The 23,184-nt window shown below is 68.6% G+C and carries 24 protein-coding genes; 16 read left to right on the top strand and 8 right to left on the bottom strand.

What is annotated here, in order from left to right; translation table 11 throughout:
* Positions 1-177: 177 nt before the first annotated feature.
* The 9 genes from hemL to EV643_RS32105 all read left to right on the top strand — a co-directional run bounded on the left by hemL (position 178) and on the right by EV643_RS32105 (position 8,731).
* Entirely contained in the window at positions 178-1,512 is a 1,335-nt protein-coding gene (gene hemL / locus EV643_RS32145; RefSeq protein ID WP_133803946.1) for a glutamate-1-semialdehyde 2,1-aminomutase, read from the top strand.
* Between the two features lie 63 nt (positions 1,513-1,575).
* Positions 1,576-2,199 carry a histidine phosphatase family protein gene (locus EV643_RS32140; protein WP_238165950.1) on the top strand — a complete coding sequence of 208 codons (624 nt, stop codon included), beginning with the start codon at positions 1,576-1,578 and terminating at the stop codon, positions 2,197-2,199.
* Entirely contained in the window at positions 2,199-2,765 is a 567-nt protein-coding gene (locus EV643_RS32135) for a TlpA family protein disulfide reductase (RefSeq protein WP_202869855.1), read from the top strand. The genes EV643_RS32140 and EV643_RS32135 overlap by 1 nt, the downstream gene beginning before the upstream one ends.
* Positions 2,765-3,508 (top strand): cytochrome c biogenesis CcdA family protein, encoded by a 744-nt coding sequence (locus EV643_RS32130; protein WP_133803944.1) that lies wholly within the window; start codon positions 2,765-2,767, stop codon positions 3,506-3,508. The genes EV643_RS32135 and EV643_RS32130 overlap by 1 nt, the downstream gene beginning before the upstream one ends.
* Before the next feature lies 1 nt (position 3,509).
* A complete protein-coding gene (gene resB / locus EV643_RS32125) occupies positions 3,510-5,093 on the top strand; it encodes a cytochrome c biogenesis protein ResB (protein WP_133803943.1) in 1,584 nt (527 codons plus the stop codon).
* The gene (gene ccsB / locus EV643_RS32120; RefSeq protein WP_133803942.1) at positions 5,090-6,046 is read left to right on the top strand and encodes a c-type cytochrome biogenesis protein CcsB; all 957 of its coding nucleotides are present in this window, start codon (positions 5,090-5,092) and stop codon (positions 6,044-6,046) included. The genes resB and ccsB overlap by 4 nt, the downstream gene beginning before the upstream one ends.
* A gap of 24 nt (positions 6,047-6,070) precedes the next feature.
* Positions 6,071-6,322, top strand: a complete 252-nt coding sequence (locus EV643_RS32115) for a DUF4229 domain-containing protein (protein WP_133803941.1) — start codon at positions 6,071-6,073, stop codon at positions 6,320-6,322.
* Between the two features lie 167 nt (positions 6,323-6,489).
* Positions 6,490-7,101: a TetR-like C-terminal domain-containing protein gene (locus EV643_RS32110; RefSeq protein WP_133803940.1), complete on the top strand. Its 612-nt coding sequence runs from the start codon at positions 6,490-6,492 to the stop codon at positions 7,099-7,101.
* 61 nt (positions 7,102-7,162) lie between these two features.
* A complete protein-coding gene (locus EV643_RS32105; RefSeq protein WP_133803939.1) occupies positions 7,163-8,731 on the top strand; it encodes an MFS transporter in 1,569 nt (522 codons plus the stop codon).
* Positions 8,732-8,794: 63 nt separating this feature from the next.
* On the opposite strand, the gene EV643_RS32100 is transcribed toward EV643_RS32105, so the two are convergent.
* Positions 8,795-9,811: a M48 family metallopeptidase gene (locus tag EV643_RS32100; RefSeq protein WP_133803938.1), complete on the bottom strand. Its 1,017-nt coding sequence runs from the start codon at positions 9,809-9,811 to the stop codon at positions 8,795-8,797.
* A 130-nt stretch (positions 9,812-9,941) separates the two neighbouring features.
* On the opposite strand from EV643_RS32100, the gene cds1 reads away from it, so the two are divergent.
* On the top strand, positions 9,942-11,081 hold the full coding sequence (gene cds1 / locus EV643_RS32095; protein WP_133803937.1) for an L-cysteine desulfhydrase Cds1: 1,140 nt from the start codon (positions 9,942-9,944) through the stop codon (positions 11,079-11,081).
* Between the two features lie 4 nt (positions 11,082-11,085).
* On the opposite strand, the gene EV643_RS32090 is transcribed toward cds1, so the two are convergent.
* Entirely contained in the window at positions 11,086-11,958 is an 873-nt protein-coding gene (locus EV643_RS32090) for a 1,4-dihydroxy-2-naphthoate polyprenyltransferase (RefSeq protein ID WP_133803936.1), read from the bottom strand.
* 89 nt (positions 11,959-12,047) lie between these two features.
* Here EV643_RS32090 and menE point away from each other — a divergent pair, with 89 nt between their 5' ends.
* The 3 genes from menE to menD are packed head-to-tail and all read left to right on the top strand — an operon-like array spanning position 12,048 to position 15,702.
* Complete coding sequence (menE, locus tag EV643_RS32085; RefSeq protein WP_133803935.1) at positions 12,048-13,139, top strand: o-succinylbenzoate--CoA ligase; 1,092 nt, start codon at positions 12,048-12,050, stop codon at positions 13,137-13,139.
* The gene (locus tag EV643_RS32080) at positions 13,136-14,068 is read left to right on the top strand and encodes an o-succinylbenzoate synthase (protein WP_133803934.1); all 933 of its coding nucleotides are present in this window, start codon (positions 13,136-13,138) and stop codon (positions 14,066-14,068) included. Before menE ends, EV643_RS32080 begins: the two co-directional genes overlap by 4 nt.
* Positions 14,065-15,702 (top strand): 2-succinyl-5-enolpyruvyl-6-hydroxy-3-cyclohexene-1-carboxylic-acid synthase, encoded by a 1,638-nt coding sequence (menD, locus tag EV643_RS32075; protein ID WP_133803933.1) that lies wholly within the window; start codon positions 14,065-14,067, stop codon positions 15,700-15,702. Before EV643_RS32080 ends, menD begins: the two co-directional genes overlap by 4 nt.
* Here the strand turns inward: menD and mptB are convergent.
* From mptB to EV643_RS32055, 4 genes are all read right to left on the bottom strand, one after another.
* Positions 15,689-17,137, bottom strand: a complete 1,449-nt coding sequence (mptB, locus tag EV643_RS32070; RefSeq protein ID WP_133803932.1) for a polyprenol phosphomannose-dependent alpha 1,6 mannosyltransferase MptB — start codon at positions 17,135-17,137, stop codon at positions 15,689-15,691. The two genes, menD and mptB, sit on opposite strands and share 14 nt — an antisense overlap.
* A gap of 68 nt (positions 17,138-17,205) precedes the next feature.
* Complete coding sequence (locus EV643_RS32065) at positions 17,206-17,970, bottom strand: ABC transporter permease (RefSeq protein ID WP_133803931.1); 765 nt, start codon at positions 17,968-17,970, stop codon at positions 17,206-17,208.
* Positions 17,967-18,944 (bottom strand): ABC transporter ATP-binding protein, encoded by a 978-nt coding sequence (locus EV643_RS32060; protein ID WP_133803930.1) that lies wholly within the window; start codon positions 18,942-18,944, stop codon positions 17,967-17,969. Before EV643_RS32060 ends, EV643_RS32065 begins: the two co-directional genes overlap by 4 nt.
* 58 nt (positions 18,945-19,002) lie before the next feature.
* Positions 19,003-19,635 (bottom strand): PadR family transcriptional regulator, encoded by a 633-nt coding sequence (locus tag EV643_RS32055; RefSeq protein ID WP_133803929.1) that lies wholly within the window; start codon positions 19,633-19,635, stop codon positions 19,003-19,005.
* A gap of 71 nt (positions 19,636-19,706) precedes the next feature.
* Between EV643_RS32055 and EV643_RS44375 the strand changes: the two genes are divergently transcribed.
* Complete coding sequence (locus tag EV643_RS44375) at positions 19,707-20,153, top strand: hypothetical protein (RefSeq protein ID WP_166665652.1); 447 nt, start codon at positions 19,707-19,709, stop codon at positions 20,151-20,153.
* On the top strand, positions 20,045-20,395 hold the full coding sequence (locus EV643_RS32050) for a GNAT family N-acetyltransferase (protein WP_166665654.1): 351 nt from the start codon (positions 20,045-20,047) through the stop codon (positions 20,393-20,395). Before EV643_RS44375 ends, EV643_RS32050 begins: the two co-directional genes overlap by 109 nt.
* A 7-nt stretch (positions 20,396-20,402) precedes the next feature.
* Here the strand turns inward: EV643_RS32050 and EV643_RS32045 are convergent, their stop codons facing one another.
* Both EV643_RS32045 and EV643_RS32040 read right to left on the bottom strand, forming a co-directional pair.
* A complete protein-coding gene (locus EV643_RS32045; RefSeq protein ID WP_133803927.1) occupies positions 20,403-21,020 on the bottom strand; it encodes an MBL fold metallo-hydrolase in 618 nt (205 codons plus the stop codon).
* A gap of 2 nt (positions 21,021-21,022) precedes the next feature.
* A complete protein-coding gene (locus tag EV643_RS32040) occupies positions 21,023-22,294 on the bottom strand; it encodes an isochorismate synthase (protein WP_133803926.1) in 1,272 nt (423 codons plus the stop codon).
* A gap of 128 nt (positions 22,295-22,422) precedes the next feature.
* Between EV643_RS32040 and EV643_RS32035 the strand changes: the two genes are divergently transcribed.
* Entirely contained in the window at positions 22,423-23,121 is a 699-nt protein-coding gene (locus EV643_RS32035; RefSeq protein ID WP_133803925.1) for a demethylmenaquinone methyltransferase, read from the top strand.
* Positions 23,122-23,184 lie beyond the last annotated feature (63 nt).

Here is a 23,184-nt window from a genome sequence, read left to right as displayed (position 1 = left end):
TCAAATCGGTCCTCGGCTGCCGTCGTATCTGGTCTAACGCCACTCCGTCGCATGGGTTACGGGCGGGCGCTGACAGTGCACGAGCGGTTACCGGGTACCCATACTGGCCCGTAACATCGCCTAACGGAACCCCCCGCGCCCTGCCCGCTGGCCGGATCCACCGGCCGGTCGGGGAGAATGGCGGCCGTGTCCGACCATTCCGCTCGTTCGACCGCCCGATCCACCGCATTGTTCGACCAAGCCTCCGCAGTCACGCCCGGCGGGGTCAATTCACCGGTCCGCGCGTTCCGGGCCGTCGGCGGGGTGCCGCGCTTCATGGCCTCCGGTGACGGATGTCACATCACCGACGTCGACGGCAACACCTACCTCGATCTGGTCTGCTCCTGGGGCCCGATGCTGCTGGGCCACGCCCACCCCCAGGTGACGGCCGCTGTCCAAGCGGCGGTCAGCCGCGGTACGTCGTACGGGACGCCCACCGAGGCCGAGGTGCTGCTGGGCGAGGAGATCGTCGCCCGTACGCCGGTCGACAAGGTGCGCCTGGTCTCGTCCGGGACCGAGGCGACCATGTCCGCGCTCCGGCTGGCCCGTGGGTTCACCGGGCGGGCCAAGATCATCAAGTTCGCCGGCTGCTATCACGGCCATGTGGACGCGTTGCTCGCGCAGGCCGGGTCGGGCGTGATCACGCTCGGGATCCCCGGTACGCCCGGCGTGACCGAGGCGACCACCGCGGACACGATCGTCCTTCCCTACAACGACCAGCCCGCCGTGACCGAGGCGTTCGCGCAGTACGGCGACCAGATCGCGGCGGTGATCACCGAGGCCTCGCCCGGCAACATGGGCGTGGTCCCGCCGCAGGACAACTTCAACGCGTTCCTGGCGCAGACCTGTCGTGCGCACGGCGCGTTGTTCATCTCCGACGAGGTGATGACCGGCTTCCGGATCACCCGCTCCGGCTGGTACGGCGTGGACGGGGTCGAGCCCGACCTGATGACGTTCGGCAAGGTGATGGGTGGCGGTTTCCCGGCGGCGGCGTTCGGCGGCCGGGCCGAGATCATGGCGCACCTGGCCCCGGAGGGCTCGGTGTACCAGGCCGGCACCCTGTCCGGGAACCCGGTCGCCACCACGGCCGGGCTGACCACGCTCCGGCTGGCGACCGACGAGGTCTACGCGAAGCTGGACGAGACCTCGGCCACGATCCAGCGGATGGTCGCCACCGCGCTGGACAAGGAGGGTGTGCCGCACGTCATCCAGGCGGCCGGGAACCTCTTCAGTGTCTTCTTCGTGAACTCATCGGACAGTTCGCGGCCGATCCGGGACTTCGCCGGGGCGAACGCCCAGGTGCTGCCCCGGTTCGCCGCGTTCTTCCATGCCATGCTGGACGCCGGCGTCTACCTGCCGCCGAGCGCCTTCGAGGCCTGGTTCGTGAGCGCCGCGATCGACGACGACGCTCTGGCCGAACTCGAGTCCGCACTGGCGCCGGCGGCGGCCGCTGCGGCCGCCGTACAGAACTGAGAAGGCCGTGCAGAATTGAGAAGGGATTGGGCAGCGGTGACCGAAACGACGGTCGTGCACCTGATGCGTCACGGCGAGGTGCACAACCCGACCGGTGTGCTCTACGGCCGGATCCCCGACTTCCACCTGTCCGAACTGGGCCGCAAGATGGCCGAGCGGGTCGCCGAGCACGTGGCCGGCCGGGACATCGTGCACCTGGTCAGCTCGCCGCTGGAGCGGGCCCAGGAGACGATGGAGCCGATCGCGCAGACGCTCGGGCTGTCCCCGGACATCGACGAGCGGGTGATCGAGGCGGCGAACCTGTTCGAGGGCAAGAAGTTCGGCGTCGGCGACGGCGCGCTGCGCCAGCCGAGTGCCTGGTGGCTGCTGCGGAACCCGTGGAAACCGTCCTGGGGCGAGCCTTACAGCCAGCTGGTCCGCCGGATGCGGGACGCGATCGAGACCGCCCGGCAGAAGGCCGCCGGGCACGAGGCGCTGATCGTGTCCCACCAGTTGCCGATCTGGATCGTCCGGTCCGCGGTCGAGGGCCGGCGGATGCTGCACGATCCCCGGAAGCGGCAGTGCAGCCTGGCCAGCCTGACCTCGTTCACCTTCCACGGCGAGACGATCGTGTCGGTGGGCTACGCGGAGCCGGCCAAGGACCTGCTGCCGGTGAAGAACCCGAAGAAGTTCGTGGGCGGCGCGTGATGATGCGCCGTACTGCGCTGGCGGTGGCCGGGCTTGTTTTGACGCTGACCGCGTGCAGTTCGGGTCAGCAGACGAACGAGAACCGCAGCGGGCAGACCGGATTCGTCAGCGGCAACGGCCGGGTGTCGACGTTCGCGGCGGCCGACCGCAAGCCGGCACCGGCGTTCGGCGGCGAGACCCTCGACGGCAAGCAGTGGAACTTCGCGGACCACAAGGGCAAGGTCGTCGTGCTGAACGTGTGGGGCTCGTGGTGCCCGCCCTGCCGCAAGGAGGCGCCGGACCTGATCGCGGCGTCGAAGGAGCTCGGCCCGGACGTGCAGTTCATCGGGCTGAACACCCGGGACCTGGACAAGGCGCCGGCGAAGAAGTTCGTCCAGGAGTTCGGCGTCACCTTCCCGAGCCTGTTCGACCCGAGCGGCAAGCAGTTGCTCGGCTTCCGCGGGCAGATCTCGCCGACCTCGATCCCGAGCACGCTGGTGATCGACAAGGATGGCAAGGTCGCGTCCCGGGTGATCGGTGAAGTGACGACGCAGACGCTCGTCGGAATGGTGAAAGACGCGAGCTGATGGCTGAGTGGTTCGCGGACTCGATGACCGGATCGATGCTGGTCGCACTGCCGATCGCGGTGCTGGCCGGGACGATCTCGTTCTTCTCGCCGTGCGTCGTACCACTGCTGCCGGGTTACCTCTCCTACGTCACCGGGCTGTCGGCCGCCGAACTCGGCTCCCATCGGCGCGGCCGGATGCTGGCCGGGACCAGCTTGTTCGTCGCCGGGTTCTCGGCCGTGTTCATCCTCACCGGAGTGCTCTTCGGTGCCGTCGGCAACGCTCTGCTCGAGCACCAGACGACGATCACCCGGGTCCTGGGCGGCGTGACCGTCGTCCTCGGTCTGGTCTTCCTCGGCGGGTTCGGGTTCCTGCAGCGGGACATGCGGGTGCACCGGGTGCCGGCCGTCGGGATCGCGGCGGCCCCGTTGCTCGGCGTACTGTTCGGCTTCGGCTGGACGCCGTGTATCGGGCCGACGCTGGGTACTGTGATGAACCTGGCGGCGACCGAGGGCAGCACCGGCCGGGGCGCGACGCTGGCGCTGGTGTTCAGCCTGGGCCTGGGGATCCCGTTCATCGTCGCGGCCCTCGCGTTCCGCCGGATGCTCGGCGCCGTCGCGTGGGTGCGCAAACACCAACTGCTGGTGATCCGCATCGGCGGCGTGCTGATGATCGCCGTCGGACTACTGCTGCTGACAGGGGTTTGGGATTCGATGACCGCCGATCTCAGGCAATGGGTCGCCAACTTCGGGTCGGCGGTGTGAGATGACGGACGTCAAGGACCGGCTCGATACCCCGGCGCCGCCTTCTGAGCCACCGTCGCTCGGCCTGGTGGGCTGGCTGCGGTGGAGCTGGCGGCAGCTCACCTCGATGCGGACCGCGCTGGTGCTGTTGTTCCTGCTGGCCCTCGGCGCGGTGCCCGGTTCGCTGATCCCGCAGATCCCGGTCGACCCGATCAAGGTGTCGGACTTCTACGAGGCGAACCCGTCGCTGGCGGAGTGGTACGACAAGTTCGGGCTGTTCGACGTCTACAAGTCGGTCTGGTTCTCCGCGATCTACCTGCTGTTGTTCATCTCCCTGATCGGCTGCGTCGTCCCCCGTCTCGGCGTCTACCTGAAGGCGCTGCGGGCAAGGCCGCCGAAGCCGCCGCGCAACCTGAACCGGCTGCCCGGACACCAGCGCTTCGAGACCGACGCGAGCGAGGCCGAAGTACTGGCCGCCGCGACGAAGGAGCTGCGCAAACGCCGCTTCCGCACCGAGTCGTACGACGGGGCGGTGGGCGCCGAACGCGGATATCTGCGCGAAGCGGGCAACCTGCTGTTCCACTTCTCCCTGATCCTGACCCTGATCGGGATCGCCTGGGGATCGCTGTTCGGCTACCGCGGCACCGTACTCGTTGTCGTCGGCAACGGATTCTCGAACTCGGTCGCGCAGTACGACGACTTCACCCCGGGACGGGCCTTCACCCCGGACGACCTGCCGCCGTTCTCGTTGACGGTGAACAGCTTCAAGGCCACCTTCGAGACGGAGGGTCCGCAACGCGGCGCGGCCCGGTCCTTCGACGCCGGCATCACCTACCAGGTGAGCCCGGAGTCGCCGGAGAAGTCGTACGACCTGCAGGTGAACCACCCGCTGTCGGTGGACGGCACCCAGGTCCACCTGCTCGGCCACGGGTACGCGCCGAAGGTGACGGTCCGGGACGGCCAGGGCCAGATCGCCTTCTCCGGACCGGCGCCGTTCCTGCCGCAGGACGCGAACTTCTCGTCCTTCGGGGTGATCAAGGCTCCGGACGCCCGGCCGGCCCAACTCGGCTTCGAGGGCTTCTTCCTGCCCACCGCGGTGATCGACCAGCGCGGCCCGATCTCGGTCTTCCCGGACGCGTTGAATCCCGCGCTGGTGATGACCGCGTACTACGGCCGCCCCAGCGCCGAGGAAGGCAAACCGCAGTCGGTCTACCAACTGGACAAGACCAAGCTGACCCAGTTCGACGACGGCAAGGGCGACAAGCTGCGGTTCCAGCTCGCACCCGGTCAGAGCATCACGTTGCCGGACGGCCGCGGCTCGATCTCCTTCGACTCCTACGAGCAGTGGGTCAAGCTGCAGGTCAGCCACACGCCAGGGCTGAATCTCGCGCTCGCGGGGATCCTGCTCGCCATCCTCGGGTTGATGGGGTCGCTGTTCATCCACCCGCGGCGGACCTGGGTGCGGGTCCGGACCGAGGACGGGCGTACCGTGGTCGAGGTCGCCGGCCTGGACCGGGGGCCGGAACGTGGTCTCGGTGACGAGATCGACGCCATCTCGACCGTCCTGAAGCCATCCCGATCAGTGAAGAAGGCGGAGCAGGCATGAACTCGGCAACCCTCGCCTCGGTGTCGAACCTGTTGGTCCCGACCGCCACGGTGATCTACGCGCTCGCCCTGCTGGCGCACACCGTCGAGTGGTCGAGCGGTCTACGGGTCGCCAAGCCGGCCGAGAAGAAGGTCCTGGTCGCCGCCGACGGCAGCGAGATCAGTGAGCCCGAGGACGTTGCTGTTTCTCTGCGCTCCGAGGCGGCCAGCCGGATCGGCGTACTGCTCACGGTGCTCGCGTTCGCGATGCACGCCGGCGGGGTGCTGACCCGCGGTCTCGCGGCCGGCCGGGTGCCGTGGGGCAACATGTACGAGTTCGCCATCACCGCGTCGCTCGCGGTCGGTGCGGTCTACCTGTTCCTGTTGAAACGGCAGCGGCTGCAGTGGCTGGGCCTCGGGGTCACGTTCGTGCTCGCGGCCACCCTCGGCATTGCAGTACTGGCGCTGTATGTCCCTGCTGCCGACCTGCTGCCCGCGCTGCACTCGTACTGGCTCGTCATCCACGTCTCGGCCGCGGCGATCGCGGGTGGCGGTTTCACGGTCGGCGGGCTGGCCTCCATCCTCTACCTGATCAAGAGCCGCGCCGAGCGCCGGGAAGCGGACGGCAAGCCGATGTCGGCCGCGCTGCGCCGGGTGCCGACGGCGGCTGCGATGGACGGCGTCGCGTACAAGGTGCACGCGTTCGCGTTCCCGCTGTGGACCTTCGGCGTGCTGGTCGCCGGCCCGATCTGGGCGTACTACGCCTGGGGTCGCGCCTGGGGCTGGGACCCCAAGGAGGTCTGGTCGCTGGTCACCTGGGTCGTCTACGCCGCCTACCTGCACGCCCGCGCCACGGCCGGCTGGCGCGGCCGCCGCGCCGCCTGGGTCGCGATCGGCGGCTGGGTGGTCTTCCTCTTCAACTTCATCGGCGTCAACCTGTTGCTGTCCGGCTTCCACGCCTACTCCGGCCTGTGATTTGATGGTTTTCAGGGAGCTGGTGTGAAGGAGTTCGCTGTCTACACGGGTCTGCGGCTGGTGCTGTTCGCCGCCGCCTTCGCCGTGCTCTGGTTCGCGTTGAACAACTGGCTGACCATCTTCCCGGTGCTGTTGCTGGCCTTGATCGTGTCCTCGATCCTGTCGATCTTCGTACTCCGCGCCGCCCGTGACCGGCTGGCCGGGACCATCGAGCAGCGGGCCAGCCGGATGTCGGCCCGGATCGAATCCGCCCGTCGCGCCGAAGACGACGACTGAGCTGATCGGTCGGCGTACCAGTTGATCCACTGGTACTCAGCGTGACCTAGGCCACGTAAGAATTCTCCGGTAAATCGTTTGTGTATCTCTTCACATGAGTCGTATCGTGATGGATGAAACGAAACCGTTTCGTTCTATCTGAGATCGACTGATCACACAGGGTGAAGATGACCGACACAGCCGAGACCACGCCGCGGCAGCGTCCGCGGGTCGAAGGAGACCGCGAGGAGCAGATCCTCGAGGCGACCGTCGACGTCGTCGCCGATCTCGGCTACGACCGGCTGACCATGGACGCGGTGGCGACGGCGGCCAAGGCCAGCAAGGCGACGCTGTACCGGCGCTGGTCGACCAAAGCGGATCTGGTCGTCGACGCGATCAGCCGGGCGAAGGGCTGCCCGGTGCCGGAGGCCGTCGACACCGGCAGCCTGCGCGGCGACCTGATCGCTCTGTCGTGTGACGAAGGCGGGTTCACCGACAAGCTGCCGATGTCGGTGATGGCCGGTCTGCTGACCGCGCTGCACCGGGACCCGGACCTGCAGCGGGCGTTCCAGGAGCTGTTCCTGGCACCCCGGATCGCGGTGACGAACCGGATCTACGAGCGGGCGGTGGAACGCGGCGAGATCGCCGCCGGTGTGGACGTCGCCCTACTGTCCACGACGCTGCCCGCGGTCATCATCCACCACGCCTTCATCCTCGGGGTCGAGCCGACCGAGGACCTCATTCTCCGTGTGATCGACAACGTCATCCTGCCTGCGGCGCGTGGGTCGCAGGCGAGCTGACCGGCGAGGGGCCGGTCAGCGACCTAGAAGCCAGTACCACCCAAGAGGGGAATCAATCCGCATGTCCGAAGACGTCAAGAAGGCCGATCCGCCGGAACCACGGCCGGTCGACACGGTGACCGAACCCGAACAGGGGCACGGCCACCGCCATCTCGGCATCGCGCTCGCGCTGATCAGCATGGCGCAGCTGATGGTGGTGCTGGACGGCACCATCGTCAACATCGCGTTGCCGCACATCCAGACCGACCTCGGGTTCACCAACGCGTCGCTGCCGTGGGTGGTCAACGCCTACGCGCTGGCGTTCGGTGGCCTGCTGCTGCTCGGCGGCCGGATCGGGGACATCCTCGGCCGCCGCAAGGTGTTCATCTTCGGCGTCGTGCTGTTCGGTGTCGCCTCGTTCCTCGGCGGTATCGCCCAGAACGAGACGGTGCTGCTGGCCAGCCGGATCCTGCAGGGTCTCGCGGCCGCCGCGGCGTCGCCGAACGCGCTCGCCCTGATCACCACCACCTTCCCGGCCGGCAAGGAGCGCAACCGCGCGATGGCCGTGTACGCCGCGATGTCGGGTGCGGGTGCCGCCGTCGGCCTGATCCTCGGTGGTCTGCTGACCGAGGCGTCCTGGCGCTGGACCTTCTTCATCAACACGCCGATCGGCCTGATCGTGGCCGTGCTGGCGTTCCGCTTCCTGGGTGAGTCCGCTCGCCAGACCGGCAAGTTCGACCTTCCCGGTGCGTTCACCGGAACCGTCGGTCTGACGTCGCTGGTCTACGGTCTGACCCACGCCGCGTCCGACGGCTGGGGCGACCCGCTCACGCTGCTCTTCATCCTGGGTGGTCTGGCCCTGATCGCGGTGTTCCTGCTGATCGAGGCCCGGTCGCGGCACGCACTGATGCCGTTCCGGATCCTCGCGAACCGTACCCGCGGGGTCAGCTTCTTCGTGATGCTGATCGTCGGTGCGGCGATGTTCTCGATGTTCTACTTCCTGGGCATCTTCGTGCAGAACATCATGCAGTACAGCGCGCTGAAGACCGGTTTCGCGTTCCTGCCGTTCAGCGTCGGCATCGTGATCGCGGCCCAGGTCAGCTCGGCGCTGATCGCCCGGATCGACCCGCGCTGGATCGCTGGTGCCGGTACGGCGTTCGCGGCGGCCGGGATGTACGGATTCGCCCAACTCGCGGTCGACTCGACGTACATCGCGCACCTGCTGCCGTACATCCTGCTGCTGTCCTTCGGGATGGGCCTGATCTTCGTCCCGCTCACCCTGACCGCGGTCAGCGGTGTCGCGGCCGAGGACTCCGGCGTCGGTTCCGCAGTACTGAACACGGTCCAGCAGATCGGTGGTGCGGTCGGCCTGGCCCTGCTCGGCACCATCTCCACCAACGCGATCAAGGACAAGTTCACCGAACTGTCCCCGGAGCTGCAGAAGGCGGCCGAGGCCGGTCAGTCACCCGAACAGATCCAGCAACTCCAAGGACAGCTCACGGCCCTGGCCACCACCCACGGCTTCACCCGGGCCTTCGTGGTCTCCGGCTTCATGTTCGTAGGCGCGGCCCTGATCACCATCTTCGGCCTCTCCATCAAGTCCAAAGACCTAGCCACCGACAACCAGTCAGGCAACGTCCACATCGGCTGACAGCTCCACAACGTCGAAGGGCCGCATCTCCCACCGGAGATGCGGCCCTTCGACTCGTTTGGCTCAGCGGGGTGGGAATTTGGAGGAGACCCAGTCGCGGACGCCGCCTAGGCCGTCGCCGGCGTCTCGGAGGAGTTTGGCCAGGGGGTCTTGGGAGCGGGCGAAGGCGTCGGAGTAGGACTTGGCCGCGTTCTTCGCCTCTTGGGTCATCGAGGCGTCGCCGTCTTCCTGGCGCTTGGGGTAGGTGCCGGAGACGATCGTGGTGTACTCGCCCTCGTCCACCCAGCGGCGCAGCTCGTGCGCGCGGATGACGGCCAGCGGGTGCGTCTGCGCCTCCAGCAGCAGGAGTTTGAGCACGCTGTCGCGCAGGTCGCCGGCGCCCTCGTACTCCGTCCCCTGGGCGAGGAACGCGGTCGTGTCGAGCTCGGCGAGCTGGCCGCCGCTGGCCAGTTTCATCTGCACCCGGAGCGCGACGGCGGGATCCTGGACGGCAAGCAGGCCGGCCCGGTCGCCGGAGAGCTCTGCCTTGCGGGACCACTCGTGCAGGGCGGCGATGATCGCGCGCAGGCCGAGGGCGCCGATCGGCATCCAGTTCACCGCACCGGTGAGCCGCATCAGCCAGAGCAGCAGCGACTGGTACAGCGCGTGCCCGCTCTGCGCATGACCGAGCTCGTGACCCAGGATGAACCGGGTCTCCTCGTCGTCCAGGCCCTGCAGGAGCGCGCTGTTCAGCACGATGAACGGCTTGTCCATGCCGATCGTGACCGCGTTCCAGATGGGGCTGTTGATCACGTACAGCTCGGGCAGGGTCCGTACGTCGAGGGTGGTGGCCGCCTCGGTGTAGAGCCGGTGCACCTTCGGGAACTGCCGCTCGTCGACCCGGATCGCCGAGCCGAGGTACTGCAGCCGGAACGCCCGCTCGTTGACCAGCCCGGACATCTTCCGGAGGACGAAGTCGAACCCCTTCAGCGACCGCAACGCCACCAGCGCACCACGGTCCGCCGGGTGTTCCCAGGCCCGCGAACTGATATCGGTCAGGGTGATCCGTTGCCGCGTCGGCCGCTCTTCGTGTTCGGTCATCTTTCCCCCACAGCTCGGCGTGATTCCTCCCAACCTAGCTCGCCCCGGGGTCGGCGTACCCGGAGCAGTCGGGGCGGTTGCGGAGAGTAGGAATACTCAATCCAGGGATGACTGTCCTAGCCTGGCGGGCATGAGTGAGGTTTTCGGGGGTTCGAGCAAGGCCCAGCCGTGCCGGGAAGTCGACCGGCGGGACGACAAGCAGCGCGCCTGGGTGTCGGAGGCGATCCGGATCGTGGACGCGGACGCCAACCGGTCCGCGGACACGCACCTGCACGTGTTCCCGATGCCGGAGTCGAGCGGCGTGGACCTGTACCTGAAGGACGAGTCCGTGCACCCGACCGGGTCGCTCAAGCACCGGCTGGCCCGCTCACTGTTCCTGTACGCGCTGTGCAACGGCTGGATCCGCGAGGGCACCACCGTGATCGAGGCGTCCAGCGGCTCGACGGCGGTGAGCGAGGCGTACTTCGCCCGGATGCTCGGGCTGCCGTTCGTTGCGGTGATGCCGGCCTCGACGAGTCCGGAAAAGGTCGAGCTGATCGAGTTCTACGGCGGCCGGTGTCACTTCGTCGAGCGGTCCGGGCAGATCTACGGCGAGGCCAAGCGGCTGGCCGAGGAGACCCGCGGGCACTACATGGACCAGTTCACGTACGCCGAGCGGGCGACCGACTGGCGCGGCAACAACAACATCGCCGAGTCGATCTTCGGCCAGCTGGCGCTCGAGCAGCACCCGGTGCCGACCTGGGTCGTGGTCGGCGCGGGGACCGGTGGGACATCGGCCACGATCGGGCGGTACATCCGGTACCAGCGGCACGAGACCTCGGTCGCCGTGGTGGATCCGGAGGGGTCGGCGTTCTTCCCAGGGTTCGAGGCGGGGGACAGCGACTTCTCCACCGGCCGCCCGTCGCGGATCGAGGGGATCGGCCGGCCGCGGGTGGAGCCGTCGTTCGTACCGGGGGTGGTGGACCGGATGATCGCGATCCCGGACGCGGCGTCGATCGCGGCGATGCGGTTCTGCTCCCAGGTGACCGGCCGGCTGGTCGGGGGATCCACCGGGACCAATCTGTGGGGAGCACTGCGGCTGGCGGCCGAGATGCGTCGTACGGGGGCTCGCGGGAGCATCGTCACGCTGCTGTGCGACAGCGGTGAGCGGTACGGCAACACGTACTACGACGACGCGTGGCTGAGGACGAACGGGATCGACATCACGCCGTACGCCGAGACGCTGACCGGTTTCGCCCAGACCGGCCGCTGGCGCGAACCGATGCGCTGATGTTTTAGCCCCCGAGTGCTAGCCCTACAGCGAGGCCCACGGCGTAGACCAGCTCGGTCAGGCCGGTGCCCTTCAGCACGGGGATGAGTGCGGGGCCGACCGCGTCGCTGATGACGACCCGGACCGCGCGGACGCCCAACGGCAGGGCGATGAGGGCCAGTAACGTCCACGGAGTCGCCAGTGCGGACAGGGTCGCCAGGATGAAGGCGAGCGCGATCAGTGCGGCGTACAGCTGACGGGAGCGAGCAGCACCCAGTACAACGGCCAGGGTGCGCTTGCCGCTAACGGTGTCGGTGGGGATGTCCCGCAGGTTGTTGACGACCAACAGAGCGCAGGCGATCGAGCCGACCGCAACAGCGCCGGCCACCGCCGTCCAGTGCAGCTCCTCCGCTTGCGCGTAGGTCGTCCCCAGCACTGCCACCAGCCCGAAGAACAGGAACACGCTGGCCTCACCGAGCGCGCGGTACCCGTACGGCTTCTTCCCGCCGGTGTAGAACCACGCGCCGAGCAGCGACGCGGCCCCCACGACCAGTAACCACCAACTGGAGGTCGCGCAGAGCACCACACCCAGTACGGCGCCCACACCGAAGCAGGTGAACGCCGCGGTCTTCACAGCCCACGGACTCGCCACCTTGGACCCCACCAGGCGGAGCGGGCCGACCCGGTTCTCGTCCGTACCGCGGATGCCGTCGCTGTAGTCGTTCGCGTAGTTCACGCCGATCTGCAGCGCCAGTGCGACGCCCAGGGCCAGCAACGCCTTCCACCAGACGAAGCCGTCCAGGTAAGCGGCTGCACCGGTCCCGACGAGCACGGGCGCGATCGCGGCCGGGAGCGTGCGCGGACGAGCGCCTTCGATCCACTGGGCAGGGGTGGCCATGACCGTCGATTCTGTCAGCTCCCTGTCAAAGGCCTGCACCCGGCACGGCTGCGGGAGTCGCGGTGGGCTGGCCGTACGCTCGGAGAGACATGTATACGTTGCGGTTGATCCCTGGCACCCCCGACGCGGTGCTGTCGGCACTGGCGGAGGTACTAGAGGGATCCGGTACGCCGTTCGCCCCGTTGCCGGCCGATCCCGCCGGTGCCGCGCGGGTCCGGCAGGCGGCAGCCCCGGACGAACCACTGGAAGCCGACTGTGCCGTCGTACTGACCACCTCGGGCTCATCCGGTGAACCGAAGGGGGTCCTGCTGTCCCGGGAGGCCCTGATCGCCTCGGCCATGGCGACGCACGACAGGTTGGGCGGACCTGGGCAGTGGTTGCTCCCGATGCAGCCGTACTTCGTGGGTGGCCTACAGATCCTCACCCGGTCCGTGCTGGCGGGCACCACTCCGGTTGTGGCCGGTGACAACTTCACGGCGGCCGCGGAGACGATGACCGGGGTCCGGCGGTACACGGCGATGGTGCCCACTCAGTTGGCTCGGTACCTCGAGTCGGAGCCGGACGCACTGCGCAGTTTCGACGCGATCGTGATCGGGGGCGCGGCGACGTCGGCCGAGTTGAAGGCACGGGCAGCCGCGGAGCAGGTGAACGCGATCCCGGCGTACGGGATGACGGAGACCGGGAGCGGGTGCGTGTACGCCGGGGTGCCGTTGGAGGGGACCGAAGTCGGGTTCGAGGGGGATCGGATCCTGATCAAGGGGCCGACGTTGTTCTCGGGGTACCGGCTGAGGCCCGAGTTGACCGCGGAGGTGCTGCGGGACGGGTGGTTCCGGACTCAGGATCGCGGGCGGCTGGTCGACGGTCGGCTGCAGGTGATCGGTCGGCTGGATGATGTGATCATCTCGGGTGGGGTCAACGTGACGCTGCCGGCTGTGCAGACGCGGTTGCTTCAGCACCCTGAGGTTCTGGACGCGGTGGTGCTCGGCGTACCGGATGCGGAGTGGGGGAGTCGGGTGGTCGCGTTCGTCGTTGGTGAGGCCGGGCGGGATGAGTTGCGGGACTTCGTGGCCGAGGAGTTGCCGCGGACCTGGGCGCCGCGCGAGGTGGTCCGGTTGGCGGCGTTGCCGATGCTTGCCTCGGGCAAGGTGGACCGGCAGGGCTTGCTGGATGGTGTGCGGTGATCACGTACTCGATCGGGATGCGGACCAGGTTCCGCGGGATCACTGTTCGCGAGGGCATGCTGTTCGAGGGGCCTGCCGGGTGGGCCGAGTGGAGTCCGTTCCTGGACTACGACGACGTCACGTGCGTGGCGTGGTTGCGGGCTGCTCGTGAGGCCGCTTTCGACGGGTGGCCCGCGGCGGTGCGGTCCGTCGTACCGGTGAACTGCACTGTGCCTGCAGTGGGACCGGAGGCCGCCCGGGAGATCGTGGTGAAGTCCGGATGTCGCACGGCCAAGGTGAAGGTGGCAGAGCCGGGGCAGAGGCTTGCGGACGACATGGCGCGAGTGGAAGCGGTACGGGACGCGTTGGGGCCGAGTGGTCGGGTGCGGATCGACGCCAACGGAGCCTGGTCGGTTGACGAAGCCGTTGCTGCGTTGAAGGAACTGGGCCGGTTCGACCTGGAGTATGTGGAGCAGCCGTGCGCGTCGGTGGAGGACCTGGCTGCCGTGCGACGGCGTACCGACGTACTGGTTGCTGCGGACGAGTCGATCCGGCGGGCCGAGGATCCGTTGCGCGTGCGTGAACTTGAGGCGGCGGACATCGCCGTACTGAAGGTGCAGCCAATTGGCGGCGTCCGGGCATGCCTGGAGATCGCCGAGCGAATCGGACTACCTGTGGTTGTGTCGTCGGCGCTGGAGACGTCCGTGGGTATCGCTGCTGGGGTCGCACTTGCCGCGGCCCTACCGGAGTTGCCGTACGCATGCGGCCTGGCCACTGTCTCTCTCTTGCAAGCCGACGTGGTCACCGAGCCCCTGGTGCCTGTGGATGGGTTGCTGCCGGTCAAGCGCGTGGTGCCGGACCCCTCCCTGGTGCACGCCGACGCGGCGACCACTGCGGTATGGGAGGCCCGACTCGACAGGGTTGACGAATTGAAGGGGAGTGCCGAATGAACCCGTCCACGGCATTTGCGGCTGTGGTTGTTGACGAGCTGATTCGGTGCGGTGTGCGGGAGGCGGTGATCGCGCCGGGCTCTCGGAGTGCTCCGCTGGCGATGGCGTTGGCTGCAGCGGACCATGAGGGGCGGTTGCGGCTGCACGTGCGGATCGACGAGCGTACGGCTGGGTTTCTGGCCATCGGGTTGATCCGTGGGACCGGATTGCCGGTGCCGGTTGTGACGACGTCCGGTACTGCGGTGGCCAACCTGCATCCGGCCGTGCTCGAAGCGTCGCACAGTGGGCTGCCGTTGATCGTGCTGAGTGCGGACCGGCCGCCGGAGTTGCGGGGGAGCGGGGCGAACCAGACGACCGATCAGTTGAAGGTGTTCGGGTCGACGGTGCGGCTGTTCCACGAGATGGGTGTGCCGCGGCGCGAGGTGGGACAGGCGGCGTACTGGCGGTCGCAGGTCGCGCGGGCGGTGTCGACAGCGGTGGGAGCCCGTACTGCGGACCCGGGGCCCGTGCACCTCAACTGTCCGTTGGTCGAGCCACTGGTGCCTACGGAGGGACCGGACTGGCCGGAGTCGTTGGACGGACGTAGTACCGGGCCGTGGACGAGTGTGCACGCGTCCGGTGCGCAACCGTCGGCGATCGCGCCTGGGCCCCGTACGGTCGTGGTCGCGGGGGACGGAGCTTCGCAGGCCGCGCGAATCGTTGCCGAGGCGGGCAACTGGCCGTTGTTCGCCGAGCCGTCGAGCCGCGCGCGGACCGGGCCCGCCGTCATCTCGGCGTACCGGTTGTTGCTGGGGGCAACTTCGTTGGCGGACGAGATCGAGCGGGTGGTGGTGTTCGGGCATCCGACCCTGTCCCGGCCGATCACGCGGTTGCTGGCGCGGCCGGACGTCGAGGTGATCGTCGTCGCACCGACCGGTCTCTGGCCGGATGCGGCGCGGCGGGCGAGGGCAGTGTTCACCGGTCTGGAGGTCATCGGCGCCGACGAGACCGACTGGCTCGCGCGTTGGCAGCACGCGGATGCGCTCGCCCGGCCCGCGATCGAAAAGGTGCTCGCAGACGGCCTCACCGGTCCGGGTGTGGCCGCCCTGGTCGCCGAAGCGGTCGGCGCCGACGGCATGCTCATCGTCGCCTCCTCGAACCCGATCCGCGACCTGGACCTGGCCCCGGTCGTCCCCATCCGCACCGTGGCCAACCGTGGTCTCGCCGGTATCGACGGCACCCTGTCGACCGCGATCGGCGCCGCCCTGGCGAACGGCGGCCCGACGTACGCGCTGGTCGGCGACCTCGCCTTCCTGCACGACTCCAACGCCCTGATCATCGGCCCGGACGAACCCCGCCCCGACCTCCGCATCATCGTCGTCAACGACAACGGCGGCGGCATCTTCTCCACCCTCGAACAGGCCGGCAGCACCCACTTCGAACGCGTCTTCGGCACCCCCCACCACACCGACCTCTCCGCCCTCGCTGCCGCCACCCACACCCCTTACACCCTCGCCGAAACTCCCGACGCACTCCGCACAGCCCTAAACCGCACGGTCGCCGGCCTAGACCTGATAGAAACCCGCCTCCCCCGCCCAACCCCCCTCCCCGCAGCCCTGCAAACAGCAGTTACACAGGCGCTCAAACAGTCGTAGGAGTAGCGCTCGCCGGCTGAGTCGGCTTGCTGGGCTTGGCCGGCTGGAGGGTGCGGAGGTGGCCTAGGAGGGTGCCGACTACGACGATCACGAGGGAGGTGGTTACGAGGATGGGGACGGCGGCGCCTCGGAGGGAGGAGTTGAGGGGGGCGGCGATGGTGAGGATGAGGCTGACGCCTACCAGGGCTGTGGTGAGGCGGCGGCCGGGGCGGGCGACGGCGAGGAAGGGCAGGCACCAGAGGAAGTACCAGTCGTGCGCCGTCGGGCCGAGGAGGACTACGGCCAGCAGGGCGATGCCTACGGCTCGGGCTGCCTGATGGATGTGGGAGCGCAGGCCGAGGACGGCGATCAGGCCCAGAGCCGTGAGGATGCCCAGTAGGCGGACGATCTGGAGTGCTTGTTCGGCCGCGGTGTCGGCGCCCAGCCACTCGAGGACGCCGGAGGTGCCCATGCCGATCAGGTTGGCGATCGACAGCGGGGACTTGACCAGGCCGGGGACGTCGAGGGCGCTGAGCCAGCCGGATCCGACGCCGGTGAGTTCGCCGATCGTGACGAGGGTGAGGACGGAGACCGCCCCGGCAATGCACAGGCTGGCGAGTCTGGCCCGGGCACGTCCGGCCAGGGGACTCATCACCGCTGCTATGGCGATGACCACCAGACCACCGGGTGCTTTCACCGCGGCGGCGACTCCAGCGATGACCGCGGCTGTTCCCCAGCGACCAGTGAGCGCCACTGCGAAAGCGGAGCAGGCCAGGCCGAGCATCAGTACGTCGTTGTGCGCCGCGCCGAGGCCATGGGTGATCAGGACCGGGTTCGCGACCACCAGCCAGGTCGCGACGTTCGGGTCCACCCGGCACGCCACTGCAAGACGCGGGACCGCCCACGCGATCAGCACGATCCCCAGCAACGCCAGGGCACGGTGCGCGAGCATCAGGACGTACGGGTCGAGGGTCAGCCGCGCCACGAGCCCGCCGTACGCGAGTGGCAACGGCCCGTACGGCGCGGGCGTGGCCATCCACATCGGGTCGACCGCTTCGATCACCCTGCCGGACAGGACGCCCGGGCCGACGGAGTACGGGTCGAAGCCCTTGGCGACGAGCGCACCCTGTGCGGCGTAGCTCCACGCGTCCCGGCTGAACAACGGCGGCATCAGCAGGAGTGGTGCGCTCCAGATGACTGTGAGCGGGATCAGTCGATGCCGTACGCCGGCCAGCACCTCGCGGCCGACCGACAACCACGCCCACACGAGCAGGCCCAACCCGAAGACCATGAACGCGAGCGCGGTCATTCGTCCAGGCAGCGAGTGCCGCATATCACTGGCGATCGGCAGCGAAGCCACCCACGACGACGGCGGGACCACCGAGGTGACGAGTGAGGTGGCTGCGACGATGCACGAGCCCACCAACCCACGGATCAACGGCGAGGGCACACGCATGGTCGCACCGTAAACACCGAAGGCGACTGCCGGATGAACAACGCCTTGCCGCCGGAGAACCCGCGGTGCTAGGCGGATTCCTTGCGGAAGGTGCGGGCGCCGACGGCCAGGCCGATCACGGTGAGCAGTACGACCCAGAACAGGCCCCACAGCGACGCGCTGCTGTTGATGTCGCCGCGGAAGAGGGCGCGGACGCCGGTCACCACGTGCTTGAGCGGGCTGATGTCGGACAACCGCTGCAGCCAGGTCGGGCCGATCTGCATCGGTAGCAGGATGCCCGAGAGGAGCAGCAGCGGCATGGCGATCCCGTTGAGCAGCGGCGCCAGCGCGTCCTCGCTCTTGGTGATCAGGGCGACCGAGTACGACAGCGAGGCGAAGGTCGCACCGAGCAGCGCGACGATCACGAGGGACAGCAGTACGCCGCCCCAGGGGGCCCGCAGACCCATCGGGATCGACACGAGGAGCAGCAGGATCGACTGGACCACCAGTACCACGACGTCCCGTAGTACCCGGCCTGCCATCAGTGCGATCCGGCTGGCCGGCGTGACCCGGTCGGCCTCGATCACGCCGGCCCGGTACTCCGCGATCAGGCCGAAGCCGACGAACATCGCGCCGAACATGCCGAGCTGGACGATCAGGCCGGGGATGAACACCTGGTAGGCGTTCGTGGTCTCGCCCTGGCTGATCTGCGCGGTGATCGGCTTGAGCAGCGGGCCGAACAGGAACAGGTACATCAGCGGCTGGCTGAGCATCAGGATGGACCACATCGGGTTCCGCAGCGACAGCCGCATCGCGCGGTTGAAGACGATCCACGTCTCACGCAGAACGGTCATGCCACGTTCTCCTTCTCGGTGCTGTCCTCGTCGCGAAGCGATCGGCCGGTCATGGTCAGGAACACGTCGTCCAGGGTCGGCCGGTGCACCTCGACGCCGGCCAGCTCGATGCCCTGGGCATCGATCGAGCGGAGCAGGCCCGGCAGCACCGAACCGCCCTGCGGGATCCGGAACGAGACCACCTCGCCGTCGGTCTCGATCGCGACCGCACCGGGCAGGTCCTCGACGACCTTGGTCACGGCCGGGGCCTGGGACGCGTCGGACAGGCCGAGCCGGACGGCGTCGCCGGAGACTTGCTGCTTGAGCTGCTCCGGTTGACCGGCGGCGACGATCTTGCCGTGGTCGATGACGAGGATCCGGTCGCAGAGCGCGTCGGCCTCGTCCAGGTAGTGGGTGGTCAGGAAGATGGTGGCGCCACGGTCCCGGAGGCCGCGGATGTGCTCCCAGAGGTTGGCGCGCGCCTGTGGGTCGAGGCCGGTGGTCGGCTCGTCCAGGAAGATCAGTTTGGGGTCGTGAATCAGCCCCATCACGATGTCCAGCCGGCGGCGCTGACCGCCCGACAGGGTCTTGCACTGCCGTCGCCAGAGGCCTTGCAGGTCCAGTTCGTCGAACAGCCGCCGGCCGTCCGCGATCGCAGTGCGCTTGTCCACGCCGTACAGCCGGGCGTGGTCGACGACCTCGTCGCCGGCGATCGCCTCGGGCAGTGTCGACCCGCTCTGTGGCACATATCCGATACCGCGGCGGACGCCGACCGGGTCCTTGGCCAGGTCGCAGCCGGCGACGGTCGCGGTCCCGCTGGTCGGCTTGATCAGGGTCGCCAGCATCCGCATCGTGGTGGTCTTACCGGCCCCGTTGGGCCCGAGAAAGCCGACGATCTCCCCGTCGGCGACGTCAAGATCTACCCCCTGGACGGCATGCACCGGCCCGCGCTTGGTCTTGAAGGTGCGGACAAGTCCGCGAGCTTCGATCATCATGCCGACCAGTCTGAGTAATCAACATTGAATAGTCAATGTTGATTACGGGCGGAACGGGTCAGTCGGTGGGTGGTGGGCTGGGGATCTCGCCCCAGTGGGTGATCATGCCGGGCGGGGGCTCCCAGTCGGCGGGTTCGCCGGCGAAGGAGTAGGCGCCGTCGGCGACCCGGTCGCGGAAGGCGCGGGTCCAGTCGAGTTCACCCCGGTTCCGGGCGTTGGTGATGCGGAACATCTCGACGACATGGTTCGGCGTACCGGGGTCCCCCAGGACCTGCCGCTCCTCGAACGGCTCGGCCTTCTGCAGCTGCTCGAGCTGCACGATGCGCGCCTCGAGTGCGGCCAGCACCTCGTCCCGGCGCAGCGACCACATGAAGCTCAAGGACGCCTGCATCCGGTCCGGGTGGAAGCCGTCCACGTTCCACAACGACTGCCGCAGCAGCGAGAAGTACTCCGTCTCGCCGTCGGCCGTCAGCTTGTACGACGTACGCCCGGGCCGGTCGCCGCTGCCGCCCTCGAGCTCCTGCAGATACCCGTGCTTGGCCAGCGTGCGCAGGCCGGTGTAGATCGACCCTGGGTTGATGTTGGCCCAGTGCTGCACGTTCCAGGTGAGCAGCTCACGGCGCAACTGGTAGCCGTAGGCCGGCTGGAAGATCCGCACGACCCCGAGCAGCAGCAACCGCGTGGTGGACATGCCCGCAGTGTAAATCCGGCTGCCCGCTAATTCAGGCGACCGAGTTGGTCGGCCGTGGTTAGCGTGGAGTCATGGCGACGCGGGTGACGAGTGATGCCGGTGAGTTCCGGGCGGCGGTGTTCCCCTTCCTGGAAAGGGATCCCGTGCTGAACACGCTCATCCTGACCAACGTCGCCGAGCGCGCCGACGGGAATCGCCCGGCGGAAGACGGTGACTCGGTTTTCGTCTCGGTGCACGATGCCGAGGGCGACGTGATCGGCGCGGCGATGCGGACCCCGGGCCGTCCGATCTACCTCGGTGCGCTGGACGAGCGGCTGGTACCGGACCTCGTCGAGGTGTACACCGACCTGGTCCCCGACGCGGACGGCGTCGGCGGATCCCGACCGGCCGCGACCGCCTTCGCCAATCAGTGGACCCGGTCGACTTCGGCCGCGAGATCGCCGACAACACCGAGTGGGCCAAGATCCAGATCGACCACGGCACCCTCTGGTTCTGGGAGGTGGACGGTACGCCGGTGAGCATGGTCGGCCACCGTCTCCCGGTCTTCGGCGTCAGCCGCGTCGGCCCGGTGTACATGCCGGCCGAGTTCCGCCGCAACGGATACGCCGGCGCTCTCACCGCCCACGTCTCCGCCGAGATCCTTGCCGCTGGCAACCAGGCCTGCCTCTTCACCGACCAGGCCAACCCGACCTCCAACAAGATCTACCAGAACGCCGGCTACCGACCGATCGCCGACTTCGTCGTCCTGTCCTTCACCTGAAGGGCTTTCAGGCGAGGTCGAGGGTGTCGCCGGGGTTCAGCGATACGTAGGGGTTGGGCTGGTTGTCGAGGAAGCGCTTCATCATGCCCTGGCCGATGGGGCTGAGGAGGGCGTCGTGGATGCCGATGGTCTGGCGGGCTGCCACGGAGCGGGTGTACTCGACGGCCGGGGGCAGGGAGAACCAGGGGCCCGAGATGGGGACCAGGTTGGTGTGGACCGCGCGGTCGGGCTGGGTGAAGGAGTCGCCGGGGTGGTAGACGGCGTCCTCGATCAGGAAGCCGATGTTCTGGCACGGAACACCCAGCTCGGGCAGGATGATCGCGTGATCCTTGCCATAGGCACGGATCGCGTAACCGGCCGCCTCGAAGGCCTGGCCGCCCTCGACCACCTGGACCCGTTCCGCCAGCGATCCGAGCTGCGCGGCGACGCCGGCGTTGGTGTAGATCGGGGCGTCCAGCGACTTCAGCCGGTCGGCGTCCACGTGGTCCGGGTGCTCATGCGTGATCAGGATAGCGTCGGCGGTCTCGAACGCCTCGTCCTCGGCGAACGTGCCCGGGTCGACCAGCAGCACCTTGCCGTCCTTCTCCAGCCGGACGCAGGCATGCGTGTACTTCGTGAGCTTCACAGTCAGTCTCCCAACGCGTCTCTCATCGGAACCAGCTTGGCGTTCGACTCGGCCAGTTCGGCCTCGGGGTCCGAGCCGGCCACGATCCCGCAGCCGGCGAACAGCCGCATCCGGGCCGGGTCCCGCGGATCCGCCTGACCGCAGCGCAACGCGATGCCCCATTCGCCGTCACCGCTGGCGTCCAGCCAGCCGACGGGTCCGGCGTACCGGCCGCGGGACATGCCCTCGATCTCGTTGATCAGGTCGCGGGCCACGTCCGTCGGCGTACCGCAGACCGCGGCCGACGGGTGCAGCGCGGCGGCGAGGCCGAGGGCGGACGCGCCGTTCGCGGCGACACCGGCGACGTCCGAGGCGAGGTGCATGACGTTCGGCAGGTGCAGGACGAACGGGGTCTCGGGCACGTTCATCGACTTGCAGTGCGGTTTCAGCGCGTCCGCGACCGACCGGACGGCGAACTCGTGCTCCTCCAGGTCCTTGCTCGACCGGGCCAGCGATGCCGCCAGCGCCAGGTCGTGGGCGTCGTCCCCGGTACGGCGGATCGTGCCGGCCAGGACCCGCGAGGTGATCAGCCCCTTCTCTCGCCGGACCAGCAGTTCGGGGGTCGCCCCGATCAGTCCGTCGACGGAGAACGTCCAGCAGTTCGGGTACGCCGCGGCAAGCCGTCGCAAGGGCCAGCGGAGATCGATCGGGCGGGCGGCCTGCGCGACGAGATCCCGGGCCAGCACCACCTTGTCCACCTCGCCGCCGGTGATCCGCTTGACCGCGTCGGCCACGATCGCGGACCAGGCGGTGCCGGAGCGGGCCCCGTCGGCGAAGGCGATCTCGCCGACCGGTTCCGGTTCGTGCACGACCAGGTCCGGGGGAGCGGCGAGCGAACTGGCCGGGGAGACCGTGGTCACCCAGGTGGTCCCGCCCCGGCGGCCGACGATGATCTCGGGCACCACGAGCTCACCGGGGTCGGCGTCGGTGAAGCCGAACGAGCCGAAGCAGACCAGGCCGGAACCCGGGGCGCCGACGTCGTCGCGGACAACGGCGGCCGCGGTGAGCGTTTTCCACCAGGCCTGCGCGTCGGCGAACCGGTTGCTACCGGCAACCTCGAGGCGGGCGGCGACACCCCAGCCGACCAGGCCGTCCCCGCGTCGGACCCAGGCGAGCGCACCGTCGGCCGGCAGGTGATCCATCAGCTGTGCCGAGACGCCCTCGACCGGGTGGCTGCGGACCACCAGGTGCGGGACCGCCGTACGGCTGGGCTCGACCGGGTCAGGCAAGCTCACGACAACACTCCTCGCTTGGTTGACGCTCCCTCACGGCATGCAAGCGTATGCCCGTCCTGTGTCCGGTGAATTTCGGTGCCCCCGGAGCCGTGATCAACCAGACAGCCCAGCCGTGATCAACTAGACAAGTGACCCGCGCAGATCTCAGCAAAGAACCCGAAGCCGTCGCCGCGATGTTCGACAACGTGGCTGAGGGCTACGACCGCACCAACGCGGTGGCGACGATGGGGCTGGAGAAGCTGTACTGGCGGCCGCAGACGCTGGCCGAGATCGCGCCGCGGAAGGGTTTGAAGGTGCTGGACCTGGCCGCCGGGACCGGGGCGTCCAGCGTGAAGCTCCAGGAGGCGGGCGCCGAGGTGGTGTCGTGCGACTTCTCGGTCGGCATGCTCCGGGTCGGCAAGCGGCGGTACCCCGACCTCGACCTGATCGCCGGTGACGCGCTGCGGCTGCCGTTCACGGACGAGACCTTCGACGTGGTGACGATCTCCTGGGCGCTGCGGAACGTGAACGACGTGGACCTGGCGCTGCGGGAGATGCTCCGGGTGACCAAACCCGGCGGCCGGCTCGTCGTACTGGAGAACTCGCATCCGACCTGGAAGCCGTTCCGGGTCGCCTACCTGGAGTACATGATGCGAGCCGTACCGGTGGTGGCGAAGGCGGTGTCGACCAACCCCGAGGCGTACGAGTACCTGGCCGAGTCGGTCCGCGCGTGGCCCGCCCAGGAGCCGCTCGCCCGGACGATCGAGGGGTCCGGCTGGAGCCGGGTGCAGTGGCGCAACCTGACCGGCGGCCTGGTGGCGATCCACCGCGCGGTCAAAGCCGGATAAATACCAGTAGTAGCACTGGTAAGCAGCCAGAATTGCGCTGAATTAAGCAACGGCAATTGCGCG

The organism is Kribbella caucasensis (genome assembly GCF_004361855.1).
GTDB lineage: Bacteria > Actinomycetota > Actinomycetes > Propionibacteriales > Kribbellaceae > Kribbella > Kribbella caucasensis.
The sequence above is the reverse complement of the archived record's forward strand: the minus strand, read 5'-3'. Positions and strand labels throughout refer to the sequence as shown.